12 protein-coding genes and 1 pseudogene are annotated in these 20,714 nt (G+C 68.2%); 11 read left to right on the plus strand and 2 right to left on the minus strand.

Annotated elements, in window-relative coordinates:
* Positions 1 to 44 precede the first annotated feature (44 nt).
* From OG747_RS08730 to OG747_RS08780, 11 genes and pseudogenes are all read left to right on the plus strand, one after another.
* On the plus strand, positions 45 to 1,295 hold the full coding sequence (locus OG747_RS08730; RefSeq protein WP_405878704.1) for an RICIN domain-containing protein: 1,251 nt from the start codon (positions 45 to 47) through the stop codon (positions 1,293 to 1,295).
* Positions 1,296 to 1,377: 82 nt separating this feature from the next.
* Positions 1,378 to 2,514, plus strand: a complete 1,137-nt coding sequence (locus OG747_RS08735) for a ricin-type beta-trefoil lectin domain protein (protein ID WP_405878705.1) — start codon at positions 1,378 to 1,380, stop codon at positions 2,512 to 2,514.
* Positions 2,515 to 2,590: 76 nt separating this feature from the next.
* Positions 2,591 to 4,057, plus strand: a pseudogene (locus OG747_RS08740) (endo-1,4-beta-xylanase); the annotation flags it as partial.
* A gap of 641 nt (positions 4,058 to 4,698) precedes the next feature.
* Positions 4,699 to 6,129: an arabinofuranosidase catalytic domain-containing protein gene (locus tag OG747_RS08745; protein ID WP_405878706.1), complete on the plus strand. Its 1,431-nt coding sequence runs from the start codon at positions 4,699 to 4,701 to the stop codon at positions 6,127 to 6,129.
* 152 nt (positions 6,130 to 6,281) lie between these two features.
* The gene (locus tag OG747_RS08750) at positions 6,282 to 7,934 is read left to right on the plus strand and encodes a glycoside hydrolase family 27 protein (protein ID WP_405878707.1); all 1,653 of its coding nucleotides are present in this window, start codon (positions 6,282 to 6,284) and stop codon (positions 7,932 to 7,934) included.
* A 183-nt stretch (positions 7,935 to 8,117) separates the two neighbouring features.
* On the plus strand, positions 8,118 to 9,620 hold the full coding sequence (locus OG747_RS08755; protein ID WP_405878708.1) for an arabinofuranosidase catalytic domain-containing protein: 1,503 nt from the start codon (positions 8,118 to 8,120) through the stop codon (positions 9,618 to 9,620).
* Positions 9,621 to 9,717: 97 nt separating this feature from the next.
* Positions 9,718 to 11,550, plus strand: coding sequence for an RICIN domain-containing protein (locus OG747_RS08760; RefSeq protein ID WP_405878709.1), 1,833 nt, complete (start codon positions 9,718 to 9,720; stop codon positions 11,548 to 11,550).
* 46 nt (positions 11,551 to 11,596) lie between these two features.
* The gene (locus OG747_RS08765; RefSeq protein WP_405878710.1) at positions 11,597 to 14,005 is read left to right on the plus strand and encodes a ricin-type beta-trefoil lectin domain protein; all 2,409 of its coding nucleotides are present in this window, start codon (positions 11,597 to 11,599) and stop codon (positions 14,003 to 14,005) included.
* 156 nt (positions 14,006 to 14,161) lie between these two features.
* Complete coding sequence (locus tag OG747_RS08770) at positions 14,162 to 16,150, plus strand: alpha-L-fucosidase (RefSeq protein ID WP_405878711.1); 1,989 nt, start codon at positions 14,162 to 14,164, stop codon at positions 16,148 to 16,150.
* 102 nt (positions 16,151 to 16,252) lie between these two features.
* On the plus strand, positions 16,253 to 17,362 hold the full coding sequence (locus OG747_RS08775; RefSeq protein WP_405878712.1) for a ricin-type beta-trefoil lectin domain protein: 1,110 nt from the start codon (positions 16,253 to 16,255) through the stop codon (positions 17,360 to 17,362).
* The gene (locus tag OG747_RS08780; RefSeq protein WP_405878713.1) at positions 17,269 to 17,541 is read left to right on the plus strand and encodes a ricin-type beta-trefoil lectin domain protein; all 273 of its coding nucleotides are present in this window, start codon (positions 17,269 to 17,271) and stop codon (positions 17,539 to 17,541) included. Before OG747_RS08775 ends, OG747_RS08780 begins: the two co-directional genes overlap by 94 nt.
* A gap of 302 nt (positions 17,542 to 17,843) precedes the next feature.
* Here OG747_RS08780 and OG747_RS08785 read toward each other — a convergent pair whose 3' ends face one another.
* Both OG747_RS08785 and OG747_RS08790 read right to left on the minus strand, forming a co-directional pair.
* Positions 17,844 to 19,046, minus strand: a complete 1,203-nt coding sequence (locus tag OG747_RS08785) for a recombinase family protein (protein ID WP_405878714.1) — start codon at positions 19,044 to 19,046, stop codon at positions 17,844 to 17,846.
* A gap of 508 nt (positions 19,047 to 19,554) precedes the next feature.
* On the minus strand, positions 19,555 to 20,643 hold the full coding sequence (locus OG747_RS08790) for a DUF5954 family protein (protein ID WP_405878715.1): 1,089 nt from the start codon (positions 20,641 to 20,643) through the stop codon (positions 19,555 to 19,557).
* Positions 20,644 to 20,714 lie beyond the last annotated feature (71 nt).

Raw genomic sequence — 20,714 nt, forward strand, 5'->3', positions numbered from 1 at the left:
TCTCCGGTGACACGTTCTCCGAGCTCGGGCAGGCCGGGCTGGGCGTGGGGAACGACGGCGTCGCCACGGCCTCCGGCACCGGACTCGGAGCCAACGGCGTCACCATCACCGGCAACACGTTCACCGACATCGCCGGCAGCGGCATCCAGGTCGGCGGAATCCAGCCGGACGCGCACCACCCCGGCAACCCGCAGATGACCAACCAGAACATCACCATCAGCAACAACCGGGTCAGCGGCGTGGGCACCGACTACAAGGAGACCGCAGGAATCCTGTCCACCTACGTCACGAACGCGACGATCACCCACAACCAGTGCGACCACCTTCCCTACGACGGGATCGACATCGGCTGGGGCTGGGGTGTCAACGACCCGGGCGGCAGCCAGGACTACGTCAACCGGGGCACGTACAACTACCAGCCCGTCTACAGCACTCCCACGACGCTGAAGAACAACACCGTCTCCCACAACCTGGTCTTCGACACCAAGAACGCGATGTTCGACGGCGGCAGCATCTACAGCCTGTCCGCGAACCCCGGCTCGGTGATCTCCGACAACTACATGTACGACAACAACCACACCACCGCGCTGTACCTCGACGAGGGCTCCCGGTACCTGAAGGTGTCCAACAACGTGGTGCAGGACGCGGGCAACTGGGCGCTCACCAACGCCAACGCGAACAACCACACCGACGACAGCACCTTCTCCGGCAACTGGTACAACGGCGGCAACACGTACGTGGCCACCGGTCCTCCGCACAACAACGTCCTCACCGGCAACGTCCTGGTCAGCGGCACCAACTGGCCTCAGGGCGCCAAGCAGGTCATCCAGCAGGCAGGCATCCAGTCGCCGGGCGGCGGCGGCTTCCCCACCGGCTACCACCAGCTGGTGATCGGCAGCAACAGCCTGTGCCTGGACGTGTACGGCAACTCCGGCAGCGCGGGCGCCGCGATCGACCAGTGGACCTGCAACGGACAGAGCAACCAGCAGTTCGAGTTCATGCCGGTCTCGGGCGGTTACGGGCAACTGCGGGCGCAGAACTCCGGACAGGTCGTGGCGGTGTCGGGCGGCTCCACGGCCGCCGGTACGCCCGACATCGTGCAGCAGGCCCCCAGCGGAGCGTCCAGCAGCCTGTGGCTGCCGGTACAGCAGTCCGACGGCTCGTATGCCTTCCAGAACCAGAACAGCGGCTTGTGCCTGGACGTCTACGGCGGCGGCAGCAACCTCGGCCAGCAGCTCGACCAATGGCCCTGCAAGAACACCGCCGGCACCAACCAGGACTTCACCCCCCGCTGACCGACTCGTGCGTCCGAAACGCCTGCACGGACCGGCGGTTCGTTCACCACACCCACTGTCCCCGCACCAGTGAGGAACGCTGATGAGGAAGTACTGGGCACCCTTGGCCGCGACGCTGACGGCCGTGCTCGGCCTGAGCGCCGCGTTACCCGCGGCGGCTGCCGCCGGCGGCGAGGCGCCGTCCTCCGCCGGGGCCGCCGCCGCGCCCGCCACCTTGCGGCTGATGCCGTTGGGCGACTCGATCACCTGGGGCGTCGGCAGCCCGTCCGGGAACAGCTACCGGGGCTTCCTGGGGAACCGGCTGGCTGCCGAGGGGCATGCCCTGGACTTCGTCGGCTCGGGCCGCAACGGCACCATGTCCGACCCGGACAACGAAGGCCACTCCGGCTGGCGGATCGACCAGATCGCCGGCATCGCGGACTCCGTGCTGGCACGTTACCGGCCGAATGTGGTCACTCTGGAGATCGGTACCAACGATCTGAACGGCAACTATCAGGTCCCGACCGCCGCCGACCGGCTCCGTGCGCTCATCGACCAGATCACCAACGACGCACCCGACGCGACCGTCCTAGTCGGCACCGTGATCATCTCCACCAGCGGTACCGAGGAGGCCAACCGGCCCGCGTTCAACGCCAAGCTTCCCGCAATCGTCCAGGCCGAGCAGGCTGCCGGCAAGCACGTACGTCTGGTGGACATGGGCGCCCTGACCGCCGCGGACCTGTCCGACTCCCTGCACCCCAACGACAACGGTTTCAGCAAGATGGCGGACGCCTTCAACGCAGGGGTCCAGGCCGCGGACGCCGCAGGCTGGATCAAGCCGCCGGTTTCCGTGGGCGGGCAGGTGCGCTCCGGAATCGCGGGGAAGTGCCTGGACGTCAGCGGCGGCAGCAGCGCCAACGGGACCGCCGCGGAGGTCTGGTCCTGCAACGGCTCTGACGCGCAGCTGTGGTCCGCGCGCTCGGACGGCACTCTGCGGGCGCTCGGGAAGTGCCTCGACGCCACCGGCCGCGGCACCGCCAACGGCACCAAGATCGAGATCTGGGACTGCAACGGCGGCACCAACCAGCAATGGCAGGCGTACGACGGCGGCTACCGCAACCCGGTCTCCGGCCGTTGCCTCGATGACCCCGGCGCGTCCACCACCGACGGTACGCAACTGGTCCTGTGGGACTGCAACGGCGGCGCCAACCAGCGGTGGACCGCTCTGCCGGTCTCCTGAACTCCGTGACCCCACTCCACCGCGGCACCGTCTCGTGATCGGTGTCTCCCCCCACACAAAAGGAGAATGATTCCTCATGTCCTGGCTCAATGAAGAGCCCCGTCTCCGCAGGGCCCTGGCCGCGGCCACCGGTTTGATAGCCGGCACGGTACTGGCCCTGGCCGGGCCGGCGAGCCCCGCCGCACATGCGGCTTCCGGCACGCTGGGCGCCGCCGCGGCCGACAGCGGCCGCTATTTCGGCACTGCCGTGGCTGCCGGAAAGCTCGGCGACTCGACGTATTCCACGATTCTCGACCGGGAATTCAACATGATCACCCCGGAGAACGAGATGAAGTGGGACACCACCGAACCGTCCCGCGGCAACTTCAACTTCGGCCCGGCCGACCAGATCGTCAGCCACGCCACCGCGCACGGGCAGCGGATACGTGGCCACACCCTGGTGTGGCACTCCCAACTGCCCGGCTGGGTCAGCAGTATCGGCGACGCGAACACGCTGCGCAGCGTGATGAACAACCACATCACCACCGAAATGACCCACTTCAAGGGCAAGATCTACGCCTGGGACGTGGTCAACGAGGCGTTCGCCGACGGCTCGACCCAGCACCGCAGCTCGGTGTTCCAGAACGTGCTCGGCAACGGCTTCATCGAGGAGGCGTTCCGCACCGCCCGGGCCACCGACGCCTCGGCCAAGCTCTGCTACAACGACTACAACATCGAGAACTGGAGCGACGCCAAGACGCAGGGCGTCTACGCGATGGTCAAGGACTTCAAGGCGCGCGGCGTGCCCATCGACTGCGTCGGCCTCCAGAGCCACTTCGGCTCCGGCGGCCCGCCCGCCAGCTTCCAGACCACGCTGTCCAACTTCGCCGCCCTCGGCGTCGATGTCCAGATCACCGAACTCGACATCGCCCAGGCGTCGTCGACGGCCTACGCCAACACGGTCCGGGCGTGCATGAACGTCGCCCGCTGCACCGGCATCACCGTGTGGGGGATCAGGGACAGCGACTCGTGGCGGACGGGAGAGAACCCGCTGCTGTTCGACAACAACGGCAACAAGAAGCCGGCCTACGACGCGGTCCTGTCCGCGCTCGGCGGCAGCACGGGGAACCCGGGGGGCATCGTCTCGGGCACGGTGTACTCGCTGAGCGATGTCGCTGCGGGGCGGGTGTTGGATGTGCCGGCTGGACAGACGGCGAACGGCACGCCTTTGCAGATCTGGGATGCCAATGGCGGTGCTGCGAATCAGCAGTGGCGGGCGAATCAGAACGGCGACGGCTCCTACACTCTGACGAACATCGGCAGTGGGCGGGTTCTGGACGAGCCGGGTGGTCAGACGGGTAATGGCACGCGGATGGAGATCTGGGACGCCAATGGCGGTGCCAACCAGCACTGGCGGGCGAGTCAGAACGGCGACGGTTCGTACACCTTGACCAACGTCGCTTCCGGCCGGGCGTTGGAGATCCCCGGCGGGCAGACCGCCAACGGGACTCCGGTCGAGATCTGGGACTCCAACGGCGGCGCCAACCAGCACTGGAACTTCAGGTGAGGTGATCCGGCGCCAAGCGCGCGCTCCCGCTCCCGGATCGCTTCGGGCGGACCGGAACGAACACCCGCGCCCGGCACGGCCGCCGTCGCCGGACGCGGGTTTCGGCATGCCGTCACGGCGGGCTGACCAGGGCAAATACATGGGATTGATCGGGTTCCGATTGGGGGAGGCGTACGTATTGACAGGGCGAGAGGCGCATGGAATCACTGGAACATGGGATGTCTGAGAGGCCTCTGTGGGCGCTCTCGGGCGTTCTAACCTCCACGACGCCAAAGGAGAGTCACCCCATGACCTCATCCGGATCGCGCCCTCGCCCGCGCCTTCCACCGCCGAACGCACCTTGACGGGAACGGTCGACGGCCCCTCCTGAACTGCCGGTCAGGTCGGCTGCCGTGACCTTCCGAACGCCTCGCGCACAATCCGGAGCCAAACGGAACTCAGGTGTGCGGCCGGGCGTGTCCGGCCCGCCGGCTGCACCCGCCACGCCGCCGACCGCAGAGCGTTTCCCTTCGGACAGGCACGGCACTCTCTGTCACCTTCCCCCATATTCAAGGAACAGAATGCAGCCTTCATCCGTTTCGCCCCGGAGCCCCGCGGCTCGCCGACCACGCTTACCGGCGGCCGCCGCCGTATGCGTGATGGCGCTGCTGGCCACGCTGCTGGCGACCGCGCCGACGTGGTCGGCATCGGCGTCGTCGTCGGCACCCCTGGTGAGCTCTGCGTCGGGGCGGTGTCTGGACGTCAAGGGCAACGTAGACACGCTGGGAACGGCGCTGGACATCCAGGACTGCAACGGCCAGGCGAATCAAGCATTCGAGTTCACGTCGGCGGGCGAGCTGAGGACGATGAGCGGCACCCGGTGCGTGGACGCCTACAACAACCAGACCGCTCCGGGAACCCCGGTGATCATCTGGTCGTGCAACGGGCAGTCGAACCAGATGTGGCGCCAGAACTCCGACGGGTCCATCACCGGCGTCCAGTCCGGCCTGTGCCTGGACGTCAACGGGGCGGGCACGGCCAATGGCACCGCGGTCATCCTGTGGACCTGCAACGGCCAGAGCAACCAGAAGTGGAGCACGTCGACAGCTCCGCCTCCGTCTGGCGGGTCGGGCCCGTGCGACATCTACGCCGCGGGCGGTACGCCGTGTGTGGCCGCGCACAGCACGGTGCGGGCGCTCCGCGGTTCGTACAGCGGCAACCTGTACCAGGTCAGGCGCTCGTCGGACAACGCGACCAGGGACATCGGTGTGCTGGCGCCCGGCGGCTTCGCCAACGCGGCGGCGCAGGACTCGTTCTGCGCGGGTACCTCGTGCGTGATCACGGTCGTCTATGACCAGTCCGGACACGGCAACGACCTGTGGTACCAGGGATCGGCCCAGGTCCCGGGATCGAGTCAGAGCAGTCCCGCGAAGGCGACCTCCGAGTCGCTGACCGCCGGGGGCACCAAGGCGTACTCGCTGTACATCAATCCCGGGAACAGCTACTGGCGGGACGGTCACCTGACGGGCGTGCCGACCGGTAGCGCGCCCGAAGGGGCGTACATGGTGACCAGCGGCACCCACGTCAACAGCGGTTGCTGCTTCGACTACGGCAACAGCGAGACGACACGGAAGGCCGACGCCGCCGGGGCGATGGACGCGATCAACTTCGGCACCGAGTGCTGGTTCGGCGGCTGCTCGGGAAGCGGTCCCTGGGTACAGGCCGATCTCGAATGGGGCCTGTACTCCGGAGGCAGCCAGTCCTGGAACACCAACCAGCGGGCTTTCACCAGCAAGTTCGTCACCGCGATGCTGAAGAACAACGGGACGTCGAGATTCGCCCTCAAGGGCGCCAACGCGCAATCCGGCAGCCTGGCCACCTTGTGGGACGGCGGGCTTCCCAGCGGATACAGCCCCATGAAGAAACAAGGAGCCATCGTCCTGGGAAGCGGCGGCGACTGCTGCAAGTCCGGCGGCGGCGCCAACCTGAGCGCCGGCACCTTCTACGAGGGAGCCATCGTCGCCGGCTACCCCTCCGATGCGACCGACAACGCGGTGCAGGCCAACGTCACCGCTGCCGGCTACCGCTGAGCTCTGTTCACAAGCGCGGGAGGGGGCGGTCCTCCGGCACGCCCGAAGGACCGTCACGAGACCCGCACCGCTGCCCTGCATGCCCCTCATAGGTGGATGCGCTCCGGGAGGGGGCGTGTTCCGCCATAACCCCGTCCAGGAGTCGATGAATCATGCCCATGACCACTGCGAGAGCCAGGCGTCTCTTACCGCTGTTCCCGAGACTGCCCTTGCGCAGGATGTTGGCGCTCACCTTCTCGGTCGCGCTGTTCTGCGTGGCCGCCCCCCTCGTCTCCCTCGGTACGGCGCAGCCCGCCGCCGCGCTGGGCAACGGGCTGGCGCTGACCCCGCAGATGGGCTTCAACGACTGGAACGCGTACGGCTGCAACGTCTCCGAGTCGCTGATCAAGTCCACCGCGCAGGCGATGCACACCAACGGCATGCAGGCGGCGGGCTACTCGTACGTCAACATCGACGACTGCTGGATGACGCACAGCCGCGATTCCGGCGGCCACCTGGTGCCGGATCCGGCGAAGTTCCCCGACGGCATCAAGGGCACCGCGGACTACGTGCACTCGCTGGGACTGAAGCTGGGGATCTACGAGGACGCGGGCACCGCGACCTGTGCGGGGTATCCGGGCAGCCTGGGGCACGAGACCACGGACGCGCAGTCGTTCGCGTCGTGGGGTGTGGACTATCTGAAGTACGACAACTGCAACAACAACGGGGTGCCTGGGCAGACCCGGTACACCACGATGCGGGACGCCCTGGCGGCCACCGGCCGGCCGATCCTGTACAGCCTGTGCAACTGGGGCCAGGAGAACGTGTGGACCTGGGGCGCGGGCGTGGGCAACAGCTGGCGCACCACCGGGGACATCAGCGCGAACTTCTCCAGCATGCTCTCGATCTTCCACAGCAACGTGGGACTGGCCTCCTACGCCGGCCCCGGCCACTGGAACGACCCGGACATGCTCGAGATCGGCAACGGCTCGATGACGCCCACCGAGAGCCGCAGCGAGTTCAGTCTGTGGGCGGAGATGGCCGCGCCACTGATCGCGGGCACCAACATCCCCTCGGCCAGTGCGGACACCTTGTCCACGCTGACCAACTCCCGGGTGATCGCGGTCGACCAGGACCCCCTGGGCAAACAGGGCACCATGGTGTCGTCCTCGGGCGGCCTGGACGTGCTGGCCAAGCCGCTGGCCAACGGGGATGTGTCGGTGGCCCTGTTCAACGAGACGGGCTCGACGGCGACCATCACCACCACCGCGGCCGCGATCGGGAAGACCGGGGCGTCCAGCTATGCCCTGACCGACCTGTGGTCCGGGGCGGCCTCGACCACCTCGGGCACGATCAGCGCCTCGGTGCCGGCGCACGGCACGGTGATGTACCGGGTCGCGGGCGGCACCGGCAGCGGCGGCGGCACCAGCGTGACCGGTGAGCTGCACGCGGTCGGTGCGGGCAAGTGCCTGGACGTACCCAACTCGACCACGACCGCCGGCACCCAGGTGCAGATCTGGAGCTGCAACGGCGGGGCCAACCAGATATGGACGCACTCCACGTCCAACCAGTTCACCGTCTACTCCGGCAGTGGCCAGATGTGCCTGGACGCCTACAACAACCAGACCACCCCCGGCACGAAGGTGGAGATCTGGTCGTGCAACGGCCAGACCAACCAGCAGTGGACGCTGAACTCCAACGGCACGATCACCGGCGTCCAGTCCGGCCTGTGCCTGGACGTCACCGGAGCGGCCGCCGCCGACGGAACCCTCGCGCAGCTGTGGACCTGCAACGGCAGCGGCAACCAGCAGTGGACGCTGCGATGAGTGCCTCTCAGCGCCTCGGCCGGGCACCGGCGGGGCCGGCCTGCGGGTCTGCCTCCCGCGGACGGTCGGGCGCCCTCCCATCGACCACCGGCAGCTTCGGCGCCGCCGTGTGGCGGCACCGCCACAGAGGAGGTCTCCATGCTCAAGCCGGCCATTGATCGCCGACGAAGGCGATGCACAGCCGTGATCCTGGTCGCCCTGGCAATGATCGTGGCCGCGTTCGGCTCACCGGCGTTCGCCAAGTCCCCGCGGACCGGCACGACCGCCACCCGCCACTCGGCGGCCCACTCCGCGAACGCCCCCGCGGCGGCCGCGGCCGCGTCGCTTCCGTGTGACATCTACGCCGCGGGCGGTACGCCGTGTGTGACGGCGCATTCCACCACCAGGGCGCTCTTCGCGTCGTACAACGGGCCGCTGTACCAGATCCAGCGGGCCTTCGATCACAGCTACCGCGACATCAAAGTGCTCAGCGCGGGCGGATACGCCGATGCCGCGTCCCAGGTCTCGTTCTGCTCGGGCACGTCGTGCACGATCACGAAGATCTACGACCAGACCGCCCAGCACAACGACCTGCCGATCTCCTGGGGCGGCTACTGGAAGGGCCCCGGCCCGAACGGATCCGACATCGGGGCGGACGCCATGGCCCTGCCCGTGACCGCGGCCGGCCACCAGGTCTTCGGCGTCAAGGTCACCCCCGGCGTCGGCTACCGGCTCGACCACGCGAGCGGCGTGGCCACCGGCTCCCAGCCCGAGGGCATCTACATGGTGACGTCGTCGAACTACACGAACCAGTGGTGCTGCTTCGACTACGGCAGCGGTGAGAACTCCCACACCGACACCGGCAACGCCACCATGAACGCCATCTACTGGGGCAACGCCTGCTGGTTCGGCGGATGCACCGGCAGCGGCCCGTGGGTCGAGGCCGACCTGGAGAACGGCATGTACCACACCAACACCGGCTCCAACAAAGACCCCAACAACCCCGGCGTGCACTACCCCTTCGTCAGCGCGTGGCTGAAGAACAACGGCACCAGCAACTTCACTCTCAAATACGGCAACGGCGCCGCCGGCGGTCTGACCACCACCTTCTCCGGTCCCTTGCCGAACGGCTACTCACCGATGAAGCTCGACAGCTCGGTCCTGCTCGGCACCGGGGGCGACAACAGTCCCAATGGCGTGGGCGAGTTCTTCGAAGGCGCGATGACAGCGGGCTACCCCTCCGACGCCACCGAAAACGCAGTCCAGGCCGCCATCACCGCTGCCGGCTACGGGATGGGAAGCGGTGGCGGCACGACGGGTGCGTTGCACGCGGTCGGTGCGGGCCGATGCCTTGACGTGCCGGGCGCGTCCACGACGGCGGGTACCCAGACGCAGATCTGGGACTGCAACGGCCAGGCGAACCAGACATGGTCCCAGACCGCCTCACACCAGTTCACCGTGTACTCCGGCGGCAGCCAGCTGTGCCTGGACGCCTACAACCAGGGCACCAGCCCCGGCACCAAAGTCATCACCTGGGCCTGCAACGGCCAGACCAACCAGCAGTGGAACCTCAACGCCAACGGCACCATCACCAACGCCCAGTCCGGCCTGTGCCTGGACGTGACCGGAGCCGCCACCACCAACGGCACCGCCGTAGAACTGTGGACCTGCAACGGCGGATCCAACCAGCAGTGGTCGCTGAGCTGACCCCGTAAGGAACCCGCTCACTCCGCGCCGGGGCGGCAGCCGGCCTTGTCCATCACGCGTGCCGCGGCGCGGCGGCGCCGAGCCACAGGAGGATCGAATGAGGACGAGAGCGAGGCCCGGCCGTCTGGTACTGACAGCCGGCGTCGTCTTGGCGCTCGTGCTGCAGCTGCTGTCGACGGCCGAGAGCCAGGCCGCCCAGGGCGAGTCGCTGAGCGTGAACCTGGCGTCGACGCGGGGGCCGTCGACCGGCGTGGGGGAGGGGTTCCTCTACGGCTTCAGTGAAGACGGCAGCCAGCCGGCGGACCAGTTCATCCAGCCGCTGGGGATCAACGCCTTCCGTGGCGGGGGATGGTTCTCCGGCGGCTGGATCAAGGACAACTACCAGTACGGCTCGGCCACTCGGGCCGACGTCGACTCGATCATCGCGCAGGCGAAACGGCTCACTCAGCCGCCCTATCATGCGCAGTACCAGGTGCTGGTCAGCGACATCTACGGCGCGAACGGCGGCCAGCCGTCGAACACGACGTACCCGTGCGACAACGGCAACTGCTCCAACTGGGTCAGCTTCATCGACTCCACAGTGGGAGCGCTGCAGGCTTCGGGGCTGACGTTCGCCTACGACATCTGGAACGAGCCGGACATCTCCGTCTTCTGGACCCGGGGTATGAACAGTACCCAGTACTTCCAGATGTGGGACACCGCCTACCGGGAGATCAGGCGCATCGCCCCCGGGACGCAGATAGTAGGGCCGTCACTCGCGTTCACCCCGCAGCGCAACCCGGGTGAATGGCAGACCTGGCTCGCGCACGTGAAGGCGGCCGGGACAGCGCCGGACATGATCACCAACCACGACGAGGGCGATGTCGACGACCCGGTCACCGTCGCGCAGGCCCTCAACAGTGACCTGACCGCGGCGGGCATCGATCCGCTGCCGCTGTCCGCGAACGAGTACCAGCCGGCCGACCGGCAGACCGCCGGGGTGACAGCGTGGTACCTGGCGCGGTTCGCGCAGTCCGGGTACACCAACGCGATGCGCGGCAACTGGGTGTGCTGCGTCACCCCGAACCTGACCGGAGTCCTGACCCAGAGCGGGGGCAGCTGGCAGCCGACCGGCAACTGGTGGGCACTTCGGGACTACGCCGACATGACCGGCACCCTCGTGGACACCTCCGGCCAGGTCGGCTCGACGGCGATCTCGGCCTCCGAGGACTCCGCCAACAAGCGAGTGGTGGCGATCATCGGTGACGCGAACGGGAACACCGGCACCGCGTCCGTGACCTTCAACGGGCTGGCGTCAGTGCCCTGGCTGGCGAACGCCGGCAACGTGAACGTCACCGTGCACCGCATCCCGGACCAGGCGCCGCTCGCTGCCCCGCAGACTGTGTACGACCAGAACGTGAGCACCTCGGGCGGCTCGATCACCGTGCCGTTCACGTTCCAAGCCTCGCACGATGCGTTCGCGGTCTATCTGACACCGGCCTCGTCCAGCGGGGGCGGCTTCCCGAGCGGCTTCCACCAACTCGTGGTCGCCAACGACAGCCTGTGCGTGGACGTGTACGGCAACTCCGGCAGCGCGGGCGCCGCGATCGACCAGTGGACCTGCAACGGGCAGAGCAACCAGCAGTTCCAGTTCGTGCCGGCCTCGGGCGGCTACGGCGAACTGCGGGCCCAGAACTCCGGCCAGGACGTGGCGGTGGCCGGCAGCTCCACGGCGGCGGGCACCCCGGACATCGTCCAGCAGGCACCCAACGCGGCGGCGGGCAGCCTCTGGCTGCCCGTGCGGCAGTCCGACGGCTCCTACGCGTTCCAGAACCAGAACAGCGGTCTGTGCCTGGACGTCTACGGCGCCGGCAGCAACCTGGGTCAGCAACTGGACCAGTGGCAGTGCAAGAACGCGCCCGGCACCAACCAGGACTTCATCCTCCGCTGAACACAGCTCCGCCACGGGACACCTTCGACCTGCGAAAGGAACCACCGTGTCAGCATTCAGTCGGCTGTTACGGCGCTTGCGCACCTCAACGGCCTTGCTCACGGGCCTCGTCCTGGCCGCCGGCGGCATCGTGGGCACGGCCGCCGCGCCGGCCCAGGCCGCCACCTCGATCACGATCAACGGCGCGTCGGGCGGCCGGACCTTCGACGGCGTCGGCGCGATCAGCGGCGGGGGCGGCAACAGCAGACTCCTGATCGACTATCCCGAGCCCGAACGCGGCCAGGTCCTGGACTACCTGTTCCGGCCCGGCTACGGCGCCTCCCTGCAGATCCTCAAGGCCGAGATCGGCGGCGACACCAACTCCACCTCGGGGGCCGAGCCGAGTCACCAGCACACCCGGTCCGACCTGAACTGCGACCGGGGCTACGAATGGTGGCTGATGGAGCAGGCCAAGGCGCGCAACCCGGACATCAAGCTGTCCGGGCTCGCCTGGGGCGCGCCCGGCTGGATCGGCGGCGGCAACTTCTGGTCCACCGACATGATCAACTATCTGCTCTCGTGGCTGGGCTGCGCCAAGCAGCACGGGTTGAGCATCGACTACCTCGGCGGGTGGAACGAGAGAGGCTACAACGTCTCCTGGTACGAGCAACTGCGCAGCGCGCTCAACACCAACGGCTACCGCAACGTCAAGATCGTCGCAGCCGACTCGGACTGGTCCGTTGCCAACGACATCAACTCCAACGCGGCGTTCGCCGCCTCGGTGGATGTCATAGGCACGCATTACCCCTGCGGCTACCGGTCCTCCCAGTCCAACTGCGCGGTGCCGTCGGCCGCCACATCGTCCGGCAAGACGCTGTGGGCGAGCGAGAACGGCTCGGACGACTACAACGCGGGAGCGCCGGCAGTGGCCCGCGGCATCAACCGTGGATACATCGACGGCCGGATGACCGCTTATCTCAACTGGCCGGTGGTCGCCGCGCTCACGCCGAACCTGCCCTACCCCACCATGGGTCTCGCCCTGGCCTCGCAGCCGTGGTCCCGCCATTACGCGATCGGCAAGAACGCCTGGGTGACGGCGCAGACCAGCCAGTTCACCGCCCCGGGATGGCACTACCTCGACGCCTCCAGCGGCTACATCGGCGGCAACCGGAACAACGGCAGCTACGTCTCACTGAAGTCCACGAACAACTCCGACTACTCCACGGTCATCGAGACGATGGACGCCGGCAGCGCCCAGACGCTGAACTTCAACGTCACCGGGGGGTTGTCCGACAAGACCGTCCACGTCTGGTCGACCGACGTCAATTCCAACAACCCGGCCGACTACTTCGTACACGCCACGGACATCACCCCGTCCGGCAGCGGATTCAGCCTGACCGTACAGCCCGGCCGTGTGTACACCCTGACCACCACGACCGGACAGGGCAAGGGCACCGCCAGTGGTCCCGGCCAGGGCACGCTGAGCCTGCCGTACAGCGACTCCTTCGACAGCTACGCCACCGGCACCGAGGCGAAGTACCTCATGGACTGGCAGGGCGCCTTCGAGGAGATGGGCTGCGGCGGCGGCCGCAGCGGCAAGTGCGTGCGTCAGATGAGCCCGCAGAAACCGATCACCTGGGACGCGCTGTCCGATCCGCACGCCCTGCTCGGTGACGTGAGCTGGAGCAACTACACCGTCTCGTCCGACGTGATGCTCGAACAATCGGGATACGCCGAGCTGATCGGCCGTGCCAACGCACAGGACTACGGCAGCACCGGAGGGCTGAACGCCTACCACCTGCGGGTGAGCGACACCGGAGCCTGGTCGATACTGAACTCGAACACCAACGGCAACGTCTCCACCCTGGCCCACGGCACGACCACGGCGCTGGGCACCAACCGGTGGCACACCCTGGCCCTCACCTTCTCCGGCAACACCGTCACCGCCGTCATCGACGGTTCCACGGTCGGTTCCGTGAACGACTACACCTGGGCCGGCGGCCAGATCGGCTACGCGACCAGCCAGAGTGAGACGGCGCAGTTCGACAACCTCTCCATCACCCCCGGCAGCGGCGGACCCGGCGGCGGCACGACCGCCGCGATCACCGGGGTCGGTTCCGGCCGGTGCGTGGACGTGCCGAACCAGTCGCAGACGGTCGGCACCCAGGTGCAGTTGTGGGACTGCAACGGCGGCAGCAACCAGCAGTGGACGAACACCTCGGCCGATGAGCTACGGGTCTACGGCGGCGACTGCCTGGACGCGTCGGGCCAGGGCACCAACCCCGGAACCAAGGTGGACATCTGGACCTGCGACGGCGGCAGCAACCAGAAGTGGACGATCCACGCCGACGGCACGATCACCGGTGTCCAGTCCGGCCTGTGTCTGGACGCCACCGGCGCGGGAACGGCCAACGGCACCTTGCTGGAGCTGTGGACCTGCACCGGCAGCAGCAACCAGAAGTGGACACGCAGTTGATCCGGTGACCGGCTGACGAGTACCGACGCCGTCAGCCACGTCGGCCGGACGGCGCCCGCGCCGTCCGGCGGAGCGTGTCCGCTGCCCCGCCGCACTCGATCCGACGGATTCCGGATTCCTGAACTCCCCCCGTCCATCCCTCCGAGAGGTCCCCGCATGCCTTCCTCTTCCCTTCCGGTCAGCCGGCGCCGACTGTTGGCGGCGGCCGGCGCGGCCACGGCCTTCGGCCTGCTGCGGTTCGCCCCCGAGGCCGCCGCGACCGACGGCCCCGGAAGCTACACCGCGAGCTGGTCCTCCGTGGACCAGCACCCCCCGGCCCCCGCCTGGTTCCAGGACGCCAAGTTCGGCATCTACTACCACTGGGGCGTCTTCAGCGTTCCCGCGTTCGGGAACGAGTGGTATCCGCGCAACATGTACATCGGCGGCTCGAACGAGAACAAGCACCACATCGCCACCTACGGCGACCCCTCGGTATGGCCGTACAACAACTTCATCGACGGTGCCCGCGACAAGGCCGGCAACTACGTGCAGTTCGCCCCCAAACTTGCCTCCCAGGGCGGTAATTGGGACCCGAACGCCTGGGCGCAGCTGTTCAAGGCCGCGGGCGCCAAGTTCGCCGGCCCGGTCGCCGAGCACCACGACGGCTTCTCCATGTGGAACAGCCGCTCCAACCCGTGGAACTCGGTCCAGCACGGCCCCAGACTCGACCTCGTGGGGCTGCACGCGCAGGCCATCCGCGGGCAGGGGCTGAAGTTCATGGCTTCGCTGCACCACGCCTACAACTTCACCGGCTACTACGACCACGTGCCGTCCCAGTCGGACCCGACGCTCCGCATCCTCTTCGGCCAGCTGAGCTCGGCCGCGGAGAACAAGCTCTGGTACGACAAGCTGGTCGAGGTCATCGACGGCTACCAGCCGGACCTGGTCTGGCAGGACTTCAACCTGGGCCGGGTGGAGGAGTCCTACCGGCTCCAGTTCCTCGCGCACTACTACAACCAGGCGGTCTCGTGGAACAAGGACGTGGTCGCGACCTACAAGGACGGCCTCAACAACAAGGGTGAGGTCTTCGACTTCGAGCGTGGCGGCCCGGCCGGGCTGCTCACCCCCTACTGGCTGACCGACGACAGCATCTCCTCCTCCAGCTGGTGCTACACGGTGGGCATCGGCTACTACTCGACGCAGGCACTGCTCCACTCGCTGATCGACCGGGTCAGCAAGGGCGGCAGCATGCTGCTGAACATCGCCCCGATGGCCGACGGCACCATCCCCTCAGGGCAGCAGTCGATCCTGCTCGCCATGGGTGACTGGCTCGGCCGCTTCGGAGAGGCGATCTACGCCACCCGCTCCTGGACCAGCTACGGCGAGGGCCCCACCCAGATGGGCGGAGGCTCGTTCAGCGGCCCAGTGGCCGGGACGGCGAAGGACATCCGGTTCACCCGCAGTCAGGACAACAAGGTCCTCTACGCCACCGCGCTGGGCTGGCAGGGCGGCACCATGACCATCACGACGCTGAACTCGGATCGGATCAACCTCAGCAGCCTGACAAGCGCGCAACTGCTGAACAACGCCGCAGGCACCTACGTCAACCTGCCCGCACCGACCCAGGACAGTGCCGGCCTGCACCTGGCCATGCCCTCGTCCAATGCGCCGTTCAGCGCCCTGGCGTACACGGTCAAGCTCACCTTCTCCGGCCAGATCCCCACCCTGAACAGCCCGGGCGTCCCCACCACCTGGGTGAAGATCGCCAACGTGACCAGCGGACTGGTGCTCGACAGCGGGGGCAATGTCGCCTCCGGCTCCAATCTCAAGCAGTGGAACTACGACGGGAGCACCAACCTGCAGTGGCAGCTGACAGACCTCGGCAACGGCTACTACCGCATCATGAACCGCACCAACGGCATGGCCGCCGACAGCTGGGGCGATGCCGCCAACGGCGCTCCCGCCCGGCAGACGGCCTGGAACGGCGGCAACAACCAGCAGTGGTCGCTCAACAGCCTTGAGGGCAACCGCTACCAGATCATCAATCGGGGCACCGGCACCGCCCTCGACGGCAGCGGCAGCGGCAGCGGCACGGTCGGCGCGACCACGGTGATGTGGACGCCGAACTCCAGCACCAACAACGAATGGACCATTACCGGCATCTGAACCGCCCCAGCCGCCGCGGCGACTGGCGCCCCGATGAAAAAGGAGAAGTAGATGAGATGTAAATCCCTCTTAATGCCCCTTGTGGCTGCGGCACTTCTCGTCATGTCCGCTGCCGGCACGGCGCTGAGCAGCAGCCTCGACGCGAGCACGTCGCCCACGAGTGTCGGTGCCGCCGCTGCGACTGCCGGATGCGGCAACGCTCCGACGCTGACCAGCGGCACGCATACGATTTCGAGCAGCGGCCAGAGCCGCAGCTACATCCTCAGGGTCCCCGCCAACTACGACAACAACCACCCCTACCGGTTGATCTTCGGATTCCACTGGCGGGGCGGCACCGCCAACGATGTCGACTCGGGCGGAACCGATGGGTACAACTGGTCCTACTACGGACTCAGGCGACTGGCGGACAACGCGAACAACAGCACGATCTTCGTGGCGCCCCAGGGCTTCGACAACGGCTGGGCCAATTCCGGCGGTCAGGACGTGACCTTCGTCGACGACATGGTCCGGCAGATCGAGGCGGGCCTGTGTGTCGACACGACGCAGCTCTTCTCCGCGGGTTTCAGCTACGGCGGTGCGATGTCGTACGCCCTCGCCTGTGCTCGAGCGACGGTCTTCCGCGCGGTCGCGGTCTACTCCGGCGCGAACCTCAGCGGGTGCAGCGGCGGTACTCAGCCCGTCGCGTACATGGGGCTCCATGGCATCAGGGACAACGTGCTGCCCATCTCTTCGGGACGGGCGCTGCGTGACACGTTCGTCAGGAACAACGGCTGCACCCAGCAGAACCCGCCCGAGCCGGCGTACGGCAGCCTGACGCACATCATCACCGCCTACTCAGGGTGCAGGGCCGGGTATCCCGTCGTATGGGCCGCGTTCGACGGAGCAGGTCACGACCCCGGCCCCATAGACGGGTCCACCGGCGACGGCTGGCGCACCTGGACGTCGGGAGAGGTGTGGAAGTTCTTCACACAGTTCGACTCGTCCACCCCGCCCCCCACACCCACCAGCCGGCAGATCGTGGGCCAGCAGTCGGGCCGCTGCATCGACATCAACAACTCCACGACGACCAACGGCACCCAGGCACAACTGTGGGACTGCAACGGCGGCACCAACCAGCGGTGGACCTACACCGACAGCAAGCAACTCATGGTCTACGGCAACAAGTGTCTGGACGCCTCCGGAGGGGGACCAGCAATGGCACCCCTGCGGTGATTTGGGACTGCAACGGGCAGACGAACCAGCAGTGGAACATCAACGCCAACGGCACGATCACAGGAGTGCAGTCGGGGTTGTGTCTTGATGCAGGCGGCGCGAATACCGCCAACGGAACGAAGATCCAACTGTGGAGTTGCTCGGGCGGAGCGAACCAGCAGTGGAGTCTGCAGAGCTGACATGGGCTTCGGGGCCAGGCACCAGCCGGTCTGGCCCCAAACCTGGCAACCTCCGCGAAGCATGCAGCCGGCCGCGTGCTCGTGGGCGCTGGCTGCCTGGCCGCCTACCCCACCACCAGCCGCGTCCGCCGTGTCAGGGCGTAGGCGTAGTGGTCGTGTCGGTCTCGGACACACCTTCTGTACACGCGGCCCGGTTTCCGGGCAGCGTCGATCGGCACCCGATCTCGGCCTGAGGCCGAGGCGGGTGCTTTTCACTGTCCGCCTCCCTTCCTCGCGTGGTGTTTGACAGGTGTTATCGCAGGTCAGCCGAGGTGCATCCGCTCCCTTCCGGGGGTGCGGGCGGTGACGGTTCGGGTCGCTGGGTCGAAGGTGAGGCCGATCTGGTGCTCGCGCAGATACGCGGCCGCCTCCTCGGCCGACGGCGTGTCCGCCCGGGTGTCGGTGAGGCGCAGGTGCAGCGCGGGCAGCACCGCCCAGATCTGTGCCTCGCGGACATAGGCGTTGCGCGGTCCCGTCGTGTCCGGTGGGGTGGCGCTGGAGTGCCCGTGGCGGCACCGGTAGGCGGGATGCTGGTGGACCCAGCAGGACTCCATCCGCCGTCCGCAGATCCCGCAGGTGATCATTCCGGCCAGCCGGTAGGTGCGCCCGGGCACTTGGACAGTGGCGCGGACGGATTGGGCGCGGACGAAGTCCATCTCGCTCACCAGAGCGGGGTGGGCGGGGTAGTGCGAGATCACCCACTCCTCGCGGGGGTTCCAGCGCATCACGTCGCGCTCCCCGAGGGTGGTGTTGTCCGGGTCGAGGAGCACGTGGTCGGTGCGCTGACGGTTCCACACCTGGCGGCCGGTGTAGCGCGGGTTGGCCAGGATCGCCCGGACCGCGGTGAGCGTCCAACGGGTGCCGTGACGGTGCGGGTTGCGCTCCGGGTCCGTCATGCCGGGCGAGGGGATGCCGGCATCGTTGAGCGCGCGGGTGATGCGGGCCTTGCTGTGCCCGGTCAGGCGCTGGGCGAACATCCATTGCACGATGGGGCCGGTGGCCGGGTCAATGGCGAGTGCATGGAGGTGGACGCCGCGGCGGGCCATGGCGCGGTTGGGGTGGGGGCCGACGTCCACGAGGCGGTAGCCGTAGGGTGGGCGCCCGCCCAGGTACCGGCCCTGGTCGCGGGCCTGCACCGTCATCGCCGTGCGCGCCCGGATCCGGGCGCGGGCCACTTCGCGTTTGGCGAGGATGCCCAGGAGGACCATCAGCTCGTCGTGTTCGGTGAGTGCCGGGTCGGCTGGGCCGCCGAGTTCTGGCAGCCATACCGCCACTCCGTAGTGGGCGAACAGTGGCGCCATTGTCGCAAACTGCTGCCCGCGGAAGGCCCGTTCGCTGGAGCCGATGACGATCGCGTCGAATTCCCGGTCCGGATCGGCGAGCGCGGCCAGCAGCGCGGCCGCCTGCGGCCGACGGGCCCACGGCAGGGAGCGGCTGCGCCCGATGTCGAAGAACTCCGCGACCACACGGCCGTATCCCGAGGTCAGGGCCTGCGCCCGGAGGAGCTGCCAGGCTTTCGACGTGGCCGGGTCCTGGACACCCGCCCGTAGAACGCGAACCGCACCCCGGACGAAGCCGCGGCGGCAGCTCGACCGGCGTCGGTGTCCTGGGCCCATAGGGCCAAGACGCCCTGCGTGGGCGAGGAATTCTCGCGCGCGGTACGCGTCGTGGTCGTCATCGTGCGCCTCGGGTCAGGCCAGGGAGTGTCCGAGACCGGGCATCTGGCATCTGCTGCGCCGTGCCGGATACAGCCGTGCTCACCAACCAGGCTGCCTCGCCAGGGGCTTCGGAGGCATCGGCGCGCAGGAGCAGGCGCCGGGCGTACCGAGCGCATGTCGCCGGAGCGACGTCCGATCCCGCGTGCCGGGCCGCCAGGCGGATGGCAAGGCGACTGCTCCATGCTGGCCGGGCGATGCCGTGATGGCGGCATGCTGCGATCCGCGCCGTCGTTGTCGCTGCGCGCGGACGGTCGGCTCAGTGCGGCCGTTCGCCGGCCAGCTCGTCGCCGCCCGTGCTCATGCTGTCGGGCTCGGGCTGGATGACGCCGTGTTCGTCCAGGAGCGGGCGGATCCGCATCGGCTCGGTGGTCTCCGGGTCGGAGCAGCGGGGCGGCTCGGGGCCGGCGGGGCCGGTGCGCAGCATGCGTTCGACGCGGCAGATGCGGTAGGTGTCGCCCTGGGCCGTCACCTCGTTCAAGTGCGGTGTGGATTCCAGGTGTTCGGCGGCGCGTGCGTAGGCGTCGCGGGTCACGGTGTCCAGGTCGTACATGTCGGCCCAGATCCCGGACAGGCCGTTGTGGAGGACGCGGCGAGCGTCGTGCGGGGTCGGCTGGAGTCTGCTGGCCGGGCTCCAGCCGACCCCGGTGCGCTTGATGACACCGAATCCGATCGGGAGCAGGACGAGTTCGGGGTGGTCGTGGACCGCCTGCCGGGATGCGGCACGCATAGCGGGCGGGACGTGCTCGCCCTCGTAGGTGAAGTCCCGGAGGGCTTGGCGGGTGCCTTCGGCCATGACGCCGGGAGGCGCCGTGGGATCGTCCATCAGGGCATCGAGGGGGTGGCCGATGTCGGGCAGGGTGCGGGCGCGGCCGGGCCGGTGGTCCCAGGAGCGGTCGGCGGGTTCGGGGTCGGTGGGGCGGGGCGGCTCCGGGCCCTTGTTCAGGCTGCAGCGTGCGTACTCGTCGCCGCGGACGATGCGGTAGCGGGTGCCGAGGACGGTGAGCTCGTCGGTCCGCTCACACTCCAGGAGGTTCACGGCCGCGAGGAGTTCGCGGCGCTCGGCGACGGTGCCGGCCTCGTCCTTCGCCTGGAACCACAACAGCGAGTTGAGGGCGTCCCGGGCCTCTTGCGGGGTGCCGTCGGTGGCCTCGGACACCAGCCGCCAGCGGGTATCGGGTTCCGGGCCGAGTGCGGCCACACCGAACACCGGGCCGCGCGGCCACACATAGGGGTAGCGGGTCGAGGCGTCGAGTGCGTCCATTTCGCGGACCAGGGCCACCGGGTCATCCCGGCGCAGGAGTTCGGCCGCGGCCCGTTCCAGTCGTCGCTTCCAGTCATCGCTCACGTACGCATTGTGGCCGCGGGCGGCGTGCGGTGTCAGAGGGTTCACGAACATCACCACCCCGCTCCCTGCGC

The organism is Streptomyces sp. NBC_01384 (genome assembly GCF_045040035.1).
Classification (GTDB): domain Bacteria; phylum Actinomycetota; class Actinomycetes; order Streptomycetales; family Streptomycetaceae; genus Streptomyces.